Here is a 13,993-nt window from a genome sequence, read left to right as displayed (position 1 = left end):
GTGGGGCACGTCTTCAGCGACTTGCCGTCGAACGGCGTCGTGCCGTCGGGCTGCGCGCCCGCCGGGTAACCGAACGGGGTCACCGTGTACGTGCCCGGCTTCTTGTTCAGGTCGAGGCCGAGCCCGCCGACGTTGTCCTGGAGCGTGCCGACGTCCTGCATGACGTAGCCGCCGTCCTTCGCGACCCAGGTGAAACCGCGGTGCACCGTCACGAACGCGTAGTCGTAGTCGTAGTCGCCCTTGCCCGACCAGTCCTCGTGCATGCTGATCGAGGCGCCCACGTAGATGCCGTCGGGCGTCTCGCCGTTGAGGCCGGGGTTCGGGACGAAGATCCAGTAGTCGGCGGCCCTGACCTGGCGGGCGTCGTACGCGCAGTGGCCGGCGGTGGCGACGACGCTGCGGTTCTTGGCCGCGACCGCGGCGCCGGAGCACCAGTACTCCTTGCTCCCGAACCGGAAGTAGACCTTGCCCATGGTCCGCGCGGTGCCCGTACGCGGCGCCGAGGCGGCCACGCTCTGCGCGGCGAGCGCCCGGCTGACGGCGGGAACGGGGCCTGCGACGCTCGCGCCGGAGGCCGAGGAGGAGTCGGCGGCGGCGCCGGGGGTGGCGGGGCTGTACTTGTCGGCCACCTTGAGCCGGTCGGGCTTCCAGTACTCGGCGACCCGCTTCACGTCCGCGGCGGTCTTGGCCAGCGAGGCGGAGTAGACCCGGGTGGGCGCGGCCTGGGCGATCCCCGTGAGAGCAGGCAGCCAGAGCAGCGCGCCGCCCAGGGCGACGGCCGCGAGGCGCCTGGCTCGGGAGATCATCAATTGCCTTTCTTTTGGGTCGTAAGGGAGGATTTTTCCAGATGGGCAGAGCTTATTGCAGCTTGGATAGAGATTCGTTACCTGATCTAGAGTGCCGGGGCAACTATAAGGACGGTGTCAGCCCGCCACTCGCGGCACCCGTCAGTGATCTTTAGAGGGGTGATGTTTCCCCAGGTCGAAGCGGGTTTTCGGGGGATACTTGGCGCGCGAATCGGCGCCATTCCGCACCGCTTTCCGGACCGCTCCAGCGTGTCGTACGCCACGTCTCGGTCGCCATTCGCCGAGTGGCGGAAGGCCCCGGATCCCAGGGGGAGCCGGGGCCAGAGGGGCCGCGTCGATCACGGCATGTTGCCGGTCCACCGGTTGGCGGCGGCCTTGTAGACGTTGTAGGTGTCGCCGTTGAAGTACGGCGAGGAGATGTGGTCGTAGCGGTCGTTGCCGTCGGTGTCCCAGGCGATGCTGTTGACGCCGACGAGGTAGCCGGTGCGCGAGGCGCTCTTGTACTGGTAGAGGAACGGTCCGCCGCTCGCGCCCGCGGTGAAGGCGCACTTGAAGCCGACGTGCTCCTGCAGGTTGTACTTCTTGGCCTCCGGCATCGGCTTGGTCGTGCCGTAGCACCACTTCATCGTGCGGCCCGTGTACGGCTTGTCGCCGTCGGGGTGCTCGCCGGCCGGGTAGCCGAACGAGAAGACGTTCGCCTTCGGGTTCCTGTTCCAGGTGAAGCCCTGACCGCCGACGTTGTCACCGAGTCGGCCGACGTTCTTCTTGGTCCACTGCCAGCGGCCGCCGACCTTCTCCCACTGGACCTTGATCCCGTTGTAGACGTTGACGAACGCGTAGTCGTAGTCGAAGTCCTCCTTCACCACGAAGTCGTCGTGGGCGTTGAACGTCTTGGCGGCGTAGATGCCGTAGGGCGCCTTGCCGTTCCAGGCGTTGTCACCGTCCCAGTACGACGGGATGAAGACCCAGTTGTCGTAGAAGGTGTTCTTCTTGGTGTCGTAGACGCAGTGGGCGGAGGTCGCCACGAGGTTGCGGTACTTGCTCTGCACCGAGGTGGCCGAGCAGTAACGCCAGTTCTTCGGGTCGCGGGGGTCGGTCCTCGGCAGCGTGAAGAACACGCGGCCGACCGTGTTGGGCAGGTTGACCTGCTTGCTCTTCTTCGCCGTGGTCTTCTGCGCGCCGCTCGGCGGCACGGACCCGGGCGGGCCGTCGGGCTTGTCGGCACTGGCCTTGATGCCCTTGGTGGACATGTCGAGGGCGGCGTCGTAGTCGGTGGCCTTCTTGACGCGGTCGGGCGTCCAGAACTGGACGGCCTGCTCCGCGGGGGTCGCGGCGTTCTTGGACACGATGTCGGAGGGTGCGGCCGCGTTGGCGGCGCCGGTGACCGTACCCGCTGTCATGGCGACGGCCGCGAGGCCGGCGAGCGGGATGGCGGTGCGCCTTGCTCGGGATTGCATGGAGCTCCTCTCAGCTTTCGGCGGCCCAGAGCGGGGGACTGCGCCCCGGTGGGCCAGGAAAACGCTCGGAACGTTAATGAATGGCGCAATCGCGCGGCCAGGAAGCGACGTGAAAAAGCATGGGCCGGTTCCATTCCGTTATAGAAATAGCGAATACGCATGTATTCTTGATTGGCATCTAAGCAGGTCAGAGCGTCTGTCGAATTTCTGTGACACCAGTGGTAACAGTGTTTATCAGACGCCACTCCGCAGCCGCCGCCACGCACGATATCGCCTGTCACACTGCTCTCCGCGGCTCCGACGATCACGGCGGTCCCGCGCGCCCAGGTTGTGATTTCGTGACGTACCGCCACGGCTCCGGGGCTTGCGCGTGAGGTCCCCGGTCAAATGAACTGGACGCGAAGCGCACAATTCGGCACTACTCGGACTGAGGAACGGCGTGACGGACCAGTTCGACGTCATCGAGGCAGGCGAGCGCGACGGCCGTCGCCGGTGGGTCGGGCTGGTGGTGGTCCTGGCGCTGCTGCTGATCCCGGCGATCAGCCTGCTCACCAGCCGCGACCCTGTGGCCGAGCCCGCGGAGCGGAGGGTCGCCGAGCCGGGCGCCGTGGACCCGGCCCCGGCCGCGCCGACGCCCCGGCGGACGAGGACCCCCGAGCCCATCAGGACGATCACCCGCGTCGATGCCGCGCCGAACCTCCTCACCGTCCCCGGCACCGCCAAGGGCGACGACGAGGTCCTGCGGGTGGTCTTCCCCGACGGCGCCCGCGCCGACGTGCGCTACCCGGCCGAGCTCGCACTCGACGAGATGGGGTCGCGGCCGTTCCAGGGCGCCTGGATCGACGACAGGCTCCGTGAGTTCGTCGCCCCGTACGGTGGCGAGGCCGAGATCACCCGAGGTGGCGAGCCCATCAGGAACTACGCCGACAACGTGACCCTGTGGCCGCGCCAGGCGGGCAGCGGCATGTACGGGCAGGTGATGCTGTTCTCCTTCGGGTCGTGGCGGCTGGCGATGTACGACCGGGGAGAGGGCCTGACGTTCGACCAGCGCGTCGACCTCGCCGAGAACCTCCAGGGCCGCGTCACCGAGGACGGCTACCTCGTGCTGTCGGCCGGCGGGGGAGTGCGGCTCGCCTCGCCAGGCGACGTCGTGCGGAACGACCCGGTCGGGCCGCAGCTGTGGTTCGGCGGTGGCCTGGGGGAGATGGTGGCGCTCGTGCCCACGCCCGGCTGCGACGAGGAGGCCGAGGCGCCCGACGTGATCGAGGTACGCGGCCGGCCGACCGACATGGTCTGCCGGGGCGACGTGCTGGTGGCCGCGACCGGGCCCGAGTCGTTCCGGGCCAGGGCCATCGACGGCATCCGGGTCACCATGAAATGACGGACGGCCGGTCATGGGGAGATCGATCACGCTGAAGTAAGGTGCGGCCATGTTCGCCGTAACCGCCACCCAGACCGATCCCGACAACCCGCTCGCCGGACTGACGCTCGGCGAGCACCCCGATCCCGAGCCGCCGGACGGCTGGACGACCGTCACCGTACGCGCCGCCGCACTCAACCACCACGACCTGTGGACGCTCAAAGGCGTCGGCATCAGGAAGGACCGGCTGCCCATCGTGCTCGGCTGCGACGCCGCCGGCGTCGACGAGGACGGCAACGAGGTCATCGTGCACGCCGTGATCGGCTCCGGCGGCGACGAGACGCTCGACCCGCGACGGTCGCTGCTGTCGGAGCAGTACGACGGCACGTTCGCCGATCGCGTCGCCGTGCCGCGCGGCAACCTGGTGCCCAAGCCCGCCGGTCTGAGCTTCGAGCACGCGGCCTGCCTGCCGACGGCGTGGCTGACCGCGTACCGGATGCTCTTCGACAAGGCCGGGCTGCAGCCCGGCGCGACCGTGCTCGTGCAGGGCGCGGGCGGCGGGGTCGCCACCGCGCTGATCGCGCTCGGCCGCGCGGCCGGTTACCGAATGTGGGCCACCAGCCGGTCGGAGGCCAAGCGCGAACGCGCCAAGCGGCTCGGCGCCGACCAGGTCTTCGAGCCGGGCGCGCGGCTGCCCGAGCGGGTGGACGCCGTCATGGAGACGGTCGGGCAGGCCACCTGGGACCATTCGCTCAAGTCGCTCAGGCCGGGCGGTCGGATCGTCGTCTCCGGGGCGACCACCGGCGCGGTTCCGCCGGCCGACCTCAACCGGGTGTTCTTCCTGCAGTTGTCGGTGGTCGGCTCGACCATGGGCACGCGCGACCAGCTGCAGCGGCTGGCGGTGTTCCTGGAGCAGACCGGGCTGCGGCCCGAGATCGACCGGGTGCTGCCGATGAGCGAGGCGCGGGACGGGTTCGCGGCGATGGCTGAGGGCGACATTTTCGGAAAAATCGTCTTCACGCGCTGAACAAGCGGAAAATTACTGATGGGCCTCCTGGGTGATGCACCTGGGAGGCGGCCATCATCATGGAGCCTTTCGGCCCAGGCTCGACGCACTGGCCCGGCGCGCGCCGGGCGGGGGAGTTCGCCCGTTTCGTCGCCCGCCGCCACACGTCAGCGTTCGAGGATGTCGTGGATGCGGCGGGTCGCGTCGTCGAGAGTCGTGCGCAGCTCGGCCAGCTTCTCCGGGGTCAGCCGCGCGTCCGACGCCTCCGTGCGGGCCGCCGCGACGAAGTCGGCCAGCAGTTCGCCCAGCTCGGCGTCCAGCTCCGCCCGGTTCGGCGGCGCGCCCCCGAGCGTGGCCCACACCTCCGACCAGATCCGCCGCCACTCCCGGCTCAGCCGCTCACCCTCGTCCTGCCAGACGGTGGCGTGCTCGTTCCACTGCTGTTTCTGCTGCTCCCGCAGGCGCCGCAGGTCGTCCTGCGTACGTCGCAGCCGCCGGCCGTCGTCGCCCACGCCCGTACGGACGTCCTTCGCCATCCGCGTCAGCTCGTCACGCAACGACCTGACGGTGTCGCGGACGTCCTCCTTGACCTCGCGGGCGATGTCGCGGACGGACGCGGAGATCTCCTGCTCCAGGTCGTTGAGCTCGTCAAGCCGGTCGTTCAGCTCCTCGCGCCCCTTGTCGGTGATCGAGAACACCTTCTTGCCGTCGACCACCTCGTGCGTCACCAGCCCCTCCTCCTCCAGGCGGGCCAGACGCGGGTAGATCGTGCCGGGCGAGGGCGAGTAGACCCCGAGGAATCGGTCCTGCAACAACCGGATGACCTCGTACCCGTGACGCGGGCTCTCCTCCAGCAGCTTGAGCAGGTACAGCCGCAGCCGACCATGACCGAAGACAGGGCTCATTCTTTTTCTCCCTTGAGCAGCGTGACCTCGCCGGAGACCGTGGTGGCCGAGAGGGAGGCCATGCCGCCGCCCAGCCGGCCCGACATCGTTCGGGTGCCAGGGCTGCTCGTGTTGGACAGTTCGTCGAACGCGCTGATCAGCCTGCCGGAGGTGGCTCTGGCGGTGACGTCGGCGTCGGTGTTCTCGGGCAGCCTCACCAGGATGTCACCCGACACGCTGCTGAACGTCACGTGGGCCGTCGGCCGCAGCGCCAGGTCGGTCACGATGCGGCCGGAGACGGTTTTGGCGCGCAGCCGGTGCGGTGTGCCGTCGGCCACGGTCAGGTCGCCGGAGACGCTGTTGAACGACAGGTCGCCGTCCATCGCGCGGCTCTCGACGGCGCCCGAGACGGTGTTGGCGGCCACGTCGCCGCTGACCCCGTCGAGCACGATGTCGCCGGAGACGCTCTTGACGTGGGCCATCCGCTCGAACCCGGCCACGAGCGCGGGCGCCGACACCACGCCGGCCTTGACCTTGCAGGTCTTGGGCACGGAGATGGACAGCACCGTGCGGCGCCGGTCGCGGCGGAGCCAGCCGAGCATGCCGTCCCAGGTGAGGTCGCGGTAGGCGACGGTCAGCGCCCGGGCGTCCTCGTCGTACGTGACCAGCAGCGGGGAGACCGAGTCGATCTCGGCGATCTCCAGCGTGGGCGGGCCCTCGCCCGCCAGCACGTCGAGGCGGCCGGAGACGATGCGGACGTCGAGCGACGTCACGTCGCCGAACGTGAGGTGCTCGGGCTCGTCGATGGTCCATTGCTGCATGTTCCCCGCCCTTCTCGGCGACACGTCCCTACACAAAACACGATATGTCGCGTTGAAGGGAAACTCAAGATGTATCGCGTTATGCGTCCGGGTCGTGCTCGTGGCAGATGAGGCCGAAGGTCAGTCGTCCTCGTCGTCGAGGCGGGCCAGCCAGGTGGCCAGGCGCTCGATCGGCGTCTCGAACTCGGGGTTGAGGTCGATGAACTCGCGCAGGCGCTCACTGAGCCACAGGAGGCTGACCTCCTCCTCGCCGCGCCGTTCGACCAGCTCCTCGATCCCCCGATCGGTGAAGTACATCGCTGTTTTCCGTTCCTTCCGCAAGACGTGCCCGCCTGACTTTAGCCTGCCGGACGGCCTGGTCAGAAAAGCGGCGAGCCCCCGGCCGCGGTGCCGGGGGCTCGCCGTGGTGGATCAGGCGAAGATCTGCTCGAGGATCTCCTCGAGCTCCTGGTCGTGGGAGTTGTGCGAGCCCGTCGCCGGCGAGCTGTTGGCACGGCGCGACACCCGCCGCAGCGCGCGTCCGCCGAGCGTCTGCGGCTCCTCGGCCAGCCGGAGCGTCAGGTAGGGCCACGGGCCCATGTTGACCGGCTCGTCCTGGGCCCAGACCAGCTCGGCCTGGGCGCTGTAGCGGCCCAGCTCGGCGGCCAGCTCCTCGGCCGGGAACGGGTAGAGCCGCTCCAGCCGGACGATAGCGACGTTGTCGTTGCCCAGCTTGTCACGCTGCGCGGCCAGCTCGTAGTAGAGCTTGCCGGAGCAGAGGACGACCCTGGTGACCTTGGCCGGGTCGACCGTGGTGTCGCCGAGGACGGGCTGGAAGGTGCCCGAGGTGAAGTCGGACGCCTTGGACGTGGCCGCCTTGTGGCGCAGCAGCCACTTCGGCGTGAAGACCACCATGGGCTTGCGCCGCTCCGACTCCACCTGCCAGCGCAGCAGGTGGAAGTAGTTGGCCGGCGTGGTGGGCTGCGCGACCGTCATGTTGTCGAGCGCGCAGACCTGCAGGAACCGCTCGATGCGGGCGGAGGAGTGGTCGGGGCCCTGGCCTTCGTAGCCGTGCGGCAGCAGCAGCACGACCGAGGAGCGCTGGCCCCACTTCTGCTCGCCCGACGAGATGAACTCGTCGATGATCGTCTGGGCGCCGTTGACGAAGTCGCCGAACTGCGCCTCCCAGGCGACCAGGGCCTCGGGGCGGACGAAGCTGTAGCCGTACTCGAAGCCGAGGGCGGCGTACTCGCTGAGCAGCGAGTCGTAGACGTAGAACTTCGAGGTGCCCTCGTTGAACGCCTTGAGCGGGGTGTGCTCGGCGCCGGTCATGCGGTCGACCAGGACGGCGTGCCGCTGGGTGAACGTGCCGCGCCGGGAGTCCTGGCCGACCAGGCGGACCGGGTGGCCGTCGAGCAGCAGCGAGCCGAACGCCAGCGTCTCGCCCATTGCCCAGTCGATCGTGTCCTGCTCGACCATCTGGCCGCGGCGCTGCAGCACGGGCGCCAGGCGCGGGTGCGGCGTGAAGCCCTCGGGCAGGTTGAGCTGGGTGTCGACGATGCGCTTGAGCGTTTCGTGGGTGATCGCCGTCGGCGTGTCGTCGTGGGACCACTTGACCACCTCGGCCGGAGGCACCCGCATCGCGGCGGCCTCCTGCGGCTTCTTGGCGGCCTCGCGGACCTCGGTGAACGCCTGCTCCAGCTTGGCCTGGTAGTCGCGCAGCGCCTGCTCGGCCTCCTCGACCGTGATGTCGCCCCGGCCGATCAGCGCCTCGGTGTAGAGCTTGCGGGTCGAGCGCTTGGCGTCGATGAGGTCGTACATCAACGGCTGGGTGAAGGCGGGGTTGTCGCCCTCGTTGTGGCCGCGGCGGCGGTAGCAGATGAGGTCGATGACGACGTCCTTGCGGAACGCCTGGCGGTATTCGTAGGCCAGCTGGCCCACGCGCACCACGGCCTCGGGGTCGTCGCCGTTGACGTGGAAGATCGGCGCCTGGATCATCCGGGCCACGTCGGTCGCGTAGACCGACGAGCGGGACGAGGCAGGCGAGGTGGTGAAGCCCACCTGGTTGTTGACCACCACGTGGACGGTGCCGCCGGTGCGGTAGCCGCGCAGCTGCGACAGGTTGAGCGTCTCGGCCACGACGCCCTGGCCGGCGAAGGCCGCGTCACCGTGGACGAGCACCGGCAGGACGCTGAAGCCCTCCTCGCCGCGCTCCAGGAGGTCCTGCTTGGCGCGGACGACGCCTTCGAGGACCGGGTCGACGGCCTCCAGGTGGGAGGGGTTGGCGACCACGGAGGCGGTGATGGTCTTGCCGCTCGGCGCGGTAAACGTGCCCGCGGCGCCGAGGTGGTACTTCACGTCGCCCGAGCCGTGCGCCGTGCGCGGGTCGATGTTGCCCTCGAACTCGCCGAAGATCTGGGCGTACGACTTGCCCACGATGTTGGCCAGCACGTTGAGCCGGCCGCGGTGGGCCATGCCGATGACGACCTCGTCGAGGCCCTCGTCGGCGGCGTCGCTGATCACCGAGTCGAGCAGCGGGATCAGGGACTCGCCGCCCTCCAGGGAGAAACGCTTCTGGCCGACGAACTTCGTCTGCAGGAAGGTCTCGAACGCCTCGGCGGTGTTGAGCCGGCTGAGGATGTTGAGCTGCTCGGCGCGCTCGGGGGAGGCGTGCGGCTTCTCCACCCGCGCCTGGATCCAGGCCCGTTCCTCGGGGTTCTGGATGTGCATGTACTCGATGCCGACCGTGCGGCAGTAGGAGTCGCGCAGCACGCCGAGGATCTCGCGCAGCTTCATCAACGGGCGGCCGCCGAAACCGCCGGTGGCGAACTCGCGCTCGAGGTCCCACAGCGTCAGGCCGTGGGACTGGATGTCGAGGTCGGGGTGCTTGCGCTGCTTGTATTCGAGCGGGTCGGTCTCGGCCATCAGGTGGCCGCGTACGCGGTAGGCGTGGATCAGCTCGATCACGCGCGCGGACTTGGCCACGTCGTCGTCGTGGGAGGCCGAGATGTCCTGGACCCAGCGGACCGGCTCGTACGGGATCCGCAGCGACTCGAAGATGTCGTCGTAGAAGCCGTCCTCGCCGAGCAGCAGCCGGTGGATCTGGCGCAGGAAGTCACCCGACTGGGCGCCCTGGATGATCCGGTGGTCGTAGGTGCTGGTCAGCGTCATGACCTTGGAGATGCCGAGGCGCGCGAGCGTCTCGTGCGCGGCTCCCTGGTATTCGGCCGGATATTCCATCGCGCCGACGCCGATGATCGTGCCCTGACCGGACATGAGGCGCGGAACGGAGTGGACGGTGCCGATCGTGCCGGGGTTGGTCAGCGAGATCGTGGTGCCGGAGAAGTCGTCGACGCCCAGCTTGCCGGCGCGCGCCTTGCGGACGACGTCCTCGTAGGCCATCCAGAACTGCCGGAAGTCCATCTCTTCCGCGGCCTTGATGGAGGGCACGAGGAGCTGGCGCTCGCCGTTGCTCTTCTGAACGTCGATGGCCAGGCCGAAGCCGACGTGCTCGGGCTTGACCAGGGTCGGCTTGCCGTCGATCTCCGCGTAGGAGGAGTTCATCTCCGGCATGGCCTTCAGCGCCTTGACGATCGCGTATCCGATCAGGTGCGTGAAGGAGACCTTGCCGCCGCGACCCCGCTTGAGGTGATTGTTGATCACGATGCGGTTGTCGATGAGCAGCTTCGCCGGGATGGCGCGGACGCTCGTCGCGGTGGGGACCGCCAGCGACATGTCCATGTTGGCGGCCGTGCGGGCCGCCGCGCCGCGCAGCTTGACCTCCTCGGCGCCCTTGGGCACCGGGGTGGCGGGCTGCTTCGGCTTCTCGGCCGCCGGAGCGGCGGCCGGTGCGGCCGGTGCGGCCGGTGCGGCGGGTGTGGCGGGTGCCGGTGGCTGGGGAGGCGCGGGCGCGGTGACTGTGCCGTTCGCCGCCTCCCTGACCGGGGTCCGGCCCGGTCCGTAATCAGGGTTGTAGTCAGCGAAGAAGTTCCACCAGGCCTTGTCGACAGACTCAGGATCTTGGAGGTACTTCTGGTACAGCTCGTCGACAAGCCATTCGTTCTGACCAAAGCTTGCCAGCGGGTTTGTCCGCGACGACTCAGACGACACGGCGGAAATCGCCCTCTTCCGCAGATCGGCGTTGATGTTAGAGAACCTGTCCAAGGCTACTCGCCCAAAGCGGCACCGCGCGCCGAAGAGCACGCGCCGCCTCGAACGATCCTCTCAGGACCGTGCGAAGAGGTCACGCCTCCCTAGTCAATCCGGGTGGTGCCGCATTTATTACTCTTTGGTATCAACGGTACGTCCGTGGGTTTATTTCCCGTCCGATAGCAATCTGCTACTGATCCGCACCTCTGGCGACAACTCGGACAGAAGGTCGGCCAGTTCCTCGCCCGCCTGCTTGAGCTCCTCCAGTGACATGGGCTCCAGGCGTTCGAGCAGGAAGATCGCGTTGGTGGTCTCCTCGGTGAGGCGGGTGCGCGCCACCTGGCGCCAGTTCCACCGGCGGCAGGTGACGCCGAGGTCGTCGCGCCAGATCACCTCGCCGGGATCCGGCTGACCGAGCGCCTCCTCCGACGCCTCGTCGCCGGTGGCCCGCACCAGCCGCGCGGGGCCGGCGTAGTGGTCGAGGTCCTCGCCGCCGATGGGCAGCGCGTGCTTGACGCTGATCGAGTTGTACGCGTCGACCGCCTGGTTGATCTCGGGCAGCGGCATCCGCCGGGTGAGCGCGTCGACCGAGGGCCGGGTGCGCTGCGGCTTGGCCCCGAACCCGCGGTAGGCGTCCTTCCAGGCGTCGATCTTGTCCGTCTGGACCTCGCACGCCGACGCCTCGGCCAGCCAGGCGCGGGAGCGGTCGTCGGTGGGCCCGTTGCGCAGGCCGTGGGCGGTCATCACGAGGACCGCGAAGTCGGGGCGGAGGGCGAAGACCGCGTCGTCCACCCAGATGTCGTCGAGCATGACCCCCAGTCTAGGAGCCGGAAAACCGCAAAGGATACTTTGCAAAATTCCCTTTGTGGTTTAGTCTCGGCCGCATGGAGGACCGCTACAGGATCAGCGACCCGCAGGTGCTCAAAGCGGTCGCCCACCCGCTGCGGGCCAGGCTGCTCGGCCTGCTGCGCGCCGACGGCCCGGCCACCGCGAGCGAGCTCGGCCGCAAGGTCGCGGAGAGCTCCGGCTCGACCAGCTACCACCTGCGCGAGCTGTTCAGGCACGGCTTCATCGAGGAGGACCCCGACCGGCGCGACGGCCGTGAGCGCCGCTGGCGGGCCCGCCACCGCTACACGTCGTGGAACAGCCGCGAGCTCTACGGCACGGCCGAGGGCCGCGAGGCGGTCAGGGTCTTGCGGCTGCGGCAGGCCGACCATCTGGCGCGGGCGATCGAGGAGTTCGACGAGGGCGAGTGGGCGCCCGAGTGGGTGGAGGCGGCCGGCATGAGCGACCACGTCCATGAACTGCCGCCGGCCGCGCTGGCCGAGTTCGCGGCGCGCGCCGAGGAGTTGCTGGCCGAGCTGGCCGCGCGTCACGCGGGCGAGCCGGAGGCCAGGCAGGTCTACATCTGGGTCGGGGGCTTCCCCCGCAAGCGGGAGGAAGAGGCGTGACCGCGCGTTCCGCGTTACGGCGCTACATGCTGGTCAATTTTCTGACCTGGCTGCCCGTGGGGCTGATGATGCCCGCCATGGTGCTGCTGATGACCGAGCGAGGTCTCGGCCTGGCCCAGGCCGGGCTGGCGATCACCGTGTTCTCGGTCGTCACCGTGACGCTGGAGCTGCCCACCGGGGGCCTGGCCGACATCCTGGGGCGGCGTGTGGTGCTGGCCGCCTCCGCCGCGTTCCTGGTGGCGGCGCTGGTGATGATGAGCGTGGCCACGACGTTCTGGATGTTCCTGGTCAGCGGGGTGCTCAAGGGCGTCGCCAGAGCGCTGTCCAGCGGCCCCGCCACCTCCTGGTACGTCGACACGCTCCACGGGATCGACGGCCCCGGCGCCGACCTCAAGCCGGGCCTGGCCCGCGGTGGCGCCGTGGAGTCGGCCTCCCTCTGCCTCGGCGTGCTGGCCGGCGGCGCCCTGCCGCTCGTGGTGCCGCCGAAGCTGATGTTCCCGCTGGCCGCGCCGAGCCTGGTGGGCGCGGTGGCGGCGGTGATCCACCTGGTCGTGGTGCTGTTCGCGCTGCCCGAGCCGGCGCATGGGCGCCGCTCGCTCGCGGGCGTGCTGCGTGAGGTGCCCGCCACGGTGGCGGGCGGCGTGCGCCTGGCGGTCGGCGGCCCCGTGCTGCGCCGTCTCATGCTCGCCGCCCTCGGGTCGGGCGTCATGCTCGCCTCCATCGAGCTGCTCACCCCCGGCCGCCTGGCCGAGCTGGCCGGCGGCGCCGAGGCGGGCGGCATGGCCTACGCCGTGGTGGCCGCGCTCGGCTTCGCGGGCAGTGCGCTCGGCAGCGCGCTCGCCCCCGGCGTGGCCCGGCTGGCCGGGGGCTCGGCCCGGGGCACGATCGCGGGCTCGGTGCTGGCGGCGTGCTCCGTCGGCGCGCTGGCCGCGACGGCCGGGCTCGGCGGCGCGGCCGGGCTGCTGTCCGCCGCCCTGGCGTACGTCCTGCTCTTCGCGGGCGGCTCGGTGGCCGGGCTGCTGTGCCTGGAGATGACGCATCGCGCGGTCCGCGCCGCCGAGCGCACCACCGTCACCTCGACGAGCTCGCTGGCGCTGCAGGCGGGCGGGGTGGCGGCCAACGTGTGGGCCGGTGCGCTGGCGGCCCAGGCGGGGGTGGGTGCCGCGTGGGGAGTGACCGCCGCGGTCGTGCTGGCCTCGGCCCTGCTGTTCGTCCGGATGCCCGTTACGGCGACCAGTCCAGCTCCGGCCCTACCGGCACGATCCGGCTCGGGTTGAGGTCCGTCTGCGTCATGAAGTAGTGGCGCTTGATGTGGTCGAAGTCGGTGGTGTCGCGGAAGGCCGGGACGGCGTGCAGCCGGCGCGTGTACGCCCACAGCGCCGGATAGTCCGTCAGCCGCCGTACCGAGCACTTGAAGTGGGAGTGGTAGACGGTGTCGAACCTGACGAGGGTCGTGTAGAGGCGCACGTCGCTGTCGGTCAGCGTGTCGAAGAGGTACCGCGACTCCGACAGCCGCACCTCCAGGAAGTCGAGCGTGGTGAAGACACGGGCCACCGCCTCCTCGTACGCCTGCTGGTCGCGCGCGAACCCCGCCTCGTAGACCGCGTTGTTGAGCCCGTGGTAGAGGCGGTCGTTCATGATGTCGATGTCGGGGCGCAGGCGCTCGGGATAGAGGTTGGGCGAGGTGCCCCACGACATCTCCAGATCGAGGGTGATCCGCGGGAAGTCGTTGGTGACGATCCGCCCCTCCTTGGCGTCCCAGACGCACGGCACGGTGTAACGGCCGGTGTAGCCGGGGTCGGTCGCGTGGTAGAGCTCCGACAGGTACTCGGGGTCGCCGCCGGGGATGCGCCAGCCCTTCTCGTCGCGGATCGGGTCGACGATCACGACGTCCAGGAGGTCCTGGAGGCCGAGCAGCTCGCGCACGATCAGCACCCGCTGGGCCCACGGGCAGGCGTAGGAGGCGTAGAGACGGTAGCGGCCTGGCTCGGGCGGGCCGAGGCGGTCGGTGAAGCGGTTGGGTTGCCGGACGAAGCGGCCGGCCTCGGAGATCTCGCGGCTCAGCTTCATGCCCCCAGTA

The 13,993-nt window shown here is 69.6% G+C and carries 12 protein-coding genes; 4 read left to right on the top strand and 8 right to left on the bottom strand.

Features of this window, described 5'->3' with window-relative positions; all coding sequences use genetic code 11:
* Together E1286_RS23465 and E1286_RS23460 are read right to left on the bottom strand one after the other, a co-directional pair.
* On the bottom strand, positions 1-806 hold an 806-nt coding region (locus E1286_RS23465), incomplete at its 3' end, for a trypsin-like serine peptidase (protein ID WP_132615595.1).
* A 338-nt stretch (positions 807-1,144) separates the two neighbouring features.
* Complete coding sequence (locus E1286_RS23460) at positions 1,145-2,263, bottom strand: trypsin-like serine peptidase (protein WP_132615594.1); 1,119 nt, start codon at positions 2,261-2,263, stop codon at positions 1,145-1,147.
* 439 nt (positions 2,264-2,702) lie between these two features.
* On the opposite strand from E1286_RS23460, the gene E1286_RS23455 reads away from it, so the two are divergent.
* The gene (locus tag E1286_RS23455; protein ID WP_132615593.1) at positions 2,703-3,644 is read left to right on the top strand and encodes a hypothetical protein; all 942 of its coding nucleotides are present in this window, start codon (positions 2,703-2,705) and stop codon (positions 3,642-3,644) included.
* A gap of 49 nt (positions 3,645-3,693) precedes the next feature.
* Complete coding sequence (locus tag E1286_RS23450) at positions 3,694-4,650, top strand: zinc-binding dehydrogenase (RefSeq protein ID WP_132615592.1); 957 nt, start codon at positions 3,694-3,696, stop codon at positions 4,648-4,650.
* 146 nt (positions 4,651-4,796) lie between these two features.
* Here the strand turns inward: E1286_RS23450 and E1286_RS23445 are convergent, their stop codons facing one another.
* From E1286_RS23445 to E1286_RS23430, 5 genes are all read right to left on the bottom strand, one after another.
* Positions 4,797-5,534: a PadR family transcriptional regulator gene (locus tag E1286_RS23445; RefSeq protein WP_132615591.1), complete on the bottom strand. Its 738-nt coding sequence runs from the start codon at positions 5,532-5,534 to the stop codon at positions 4,797-4,799.
* Entirely contained in the window at positions 5,531-6,334 is an 804-nt protein-coding gene (locus E1286_RS23440) for a DUF4097 family beta strand repeat-containing protein (protein WP_132615590.1), read from the bottom strand. Before E1286_RS23440 ends, E1286_RS23445 begins: the two co-directional genes overlap by 4 nt.
* 120 nt (positions 6,335-6,454) lie before the next feature.
* Positions 6,455-6,631 carry a DUF6104 family protein gene (locus tag E1286_RS48030; protein ID WP_165969868.1) on the bottom strand — a complete coding sequence of 59 codons (177 nt, stop codon included), beginning with the start codon at positions 6,629-6,631 and terminating at the stop codon, positions 6,455-6,457.
* A gap of 114 nt (positions 6,632-6,745) precedes the next feature.
* A complete protein-coding gene (locus tag E1286_RS23435) occupies positions 6,746-10,423 on the bottom strand; it encodes a multifunctional oxoglutarate decarboxylase/oxoglutarate dehydrogenase thiamine pyrophosphate-binding subunit/dihydrolipoyllysine-residue succinyltransferase subunit (protein WP_132615589.1) in 3,678 nt (1,225 codons plus the stop codon).
* A 204-nt stretch (positions 10,424-10,627) separates the two neighbouring features.
* Positions 10,628-11,272, bottom strand: a complete 645-nt coding sequence (locus E1286_RS23430) for a B3/B4 domain-containing protein (RefSeq protein WP_132615588.1) — start codon at positions 11,270-11,272, stop codon at positions 10,628-10,630.
* A gap of 74 nt (positions 11,273-11,346) precedes the next feature.
* Here E1286_RS23430 and E1286_RS23425 point away from each other — a divergent pair, with 74 nt between their 5' ends.
* Together E1286_RS23425 and E1286_RS23420 are read left to right on the top strand one after the other, a co-directional pair.
* Positions 11,347-11,913 carry a winged helix-turn-helix domain-containing protein gene (locus tag E1286_RS23425; protein ID WP_132615587.1) on the top strand — a complete coding sequence of 189 codons (567 nt, stop codon included), beginning with the start codon at positions 11,347-11,349 and terminating at the stop codon, positions 11,911-11,913.
* The gene (locus E1286_RS23420; RefSeq protein ID WP_132615586.1) at positions 11,910-13,190 is read left to right on the top strand and encodes an MFS transporter; all 1,281 of its coding nucleotides are present in this window, start codon (positions 11,910-11,912) and stop codon (positions 13,188-13,190) included. Before E1286_RS23425 ends, E1286_RS23420 begins: the two co-directional genes overlap by 4 nt.
* Here the strand turns inward: E1286_RS23420 and E1286_RS23415 are convergent.
* Entirely contained in the window at positions 13,138-13,983 is an 846-nt protein-coding gene (locus E1286_RS23415; RefSeq protein ID WP_132615585.1) for a glutathione S-transferase family protein, read from the bottom strand. The genes E1286_RS23420 and E1286_RS23415 overlap by 53 nt on opposite strands.
* Positions 13,984-13,993: the final 10 nt, after the last annotated feature.

Origin of the sequence: Nonomuraea terrae (assembly GCF_004348995.1) — a bacterium.
Classification (GTDB): domain Bacteria; phylum Actinomycetota; class Actinomycetes; order Streptosporangiales; family Streptosporangiaceae; genus Nonomuraea; species Nonomuraea terrae.
Note: the sequence above shows the minus strand (reverse complement) of the source record. Positions and strands in the feature narration are given on the sequence as shown.

Coding starts and splice junctions, on each gene's coding strand:
- E1286_RS23460 (WP_132615594.1), bottom strand. CDS start 2,263: ATGCAATCCCGAGCAAGGCGCACCGCCATCCCGCTCGCCGGCCTCGCG.
- E1286_RS23450 (WP_132615592.1), top strand. CDS start 3,694: ATGTTCGCCGTAACCGCCACCCAGACCGATCCCGACAACCCGCTCGCC.
- E1286_RS23445 (WP_132615591.1), bottom strand. CDS start 5,534: ATGAGCCCTGTCTTCGGTCATGGTCGGCTGCGGCTGTACCTGCTCAAG.
- E1286_RS23440 (WP_132615590.1), bottom strand. CDS start 6,334: ATGCAGCAATGGACCATCGACGAGCCCGAGCACCTCACGTTCGGCGAC.
- E1286_RS48030 (WP_165969868.1), bottom strand. CDS start 6,631: ATGTACTTCACCGATCGGGGGATCGAGGAGCTGGTCGAACGGCGCGGC.
- E1286_RS23430 (WP_132615588.1), bottom strand. CDS start 11,272: ATGCTCGACGACATCTGGGTGGACGACGCGGTCTTCGCCCTCCGCCCC.
- E1286_RS23425 (WP_132615587.1), top strand. CDS start 11,347: ATGGAGGACCGCTACAGGATCAGCGACCCGCAGGTGCTCAAAGCGGTC.
- E1286_RS23415 (WP_132615585.1), bottom strand. CDS start 13,983: ATGAAGCTGAGCCGCGAGATCTCCGAGGCCGGCCGCTTCGTCCGGCAA.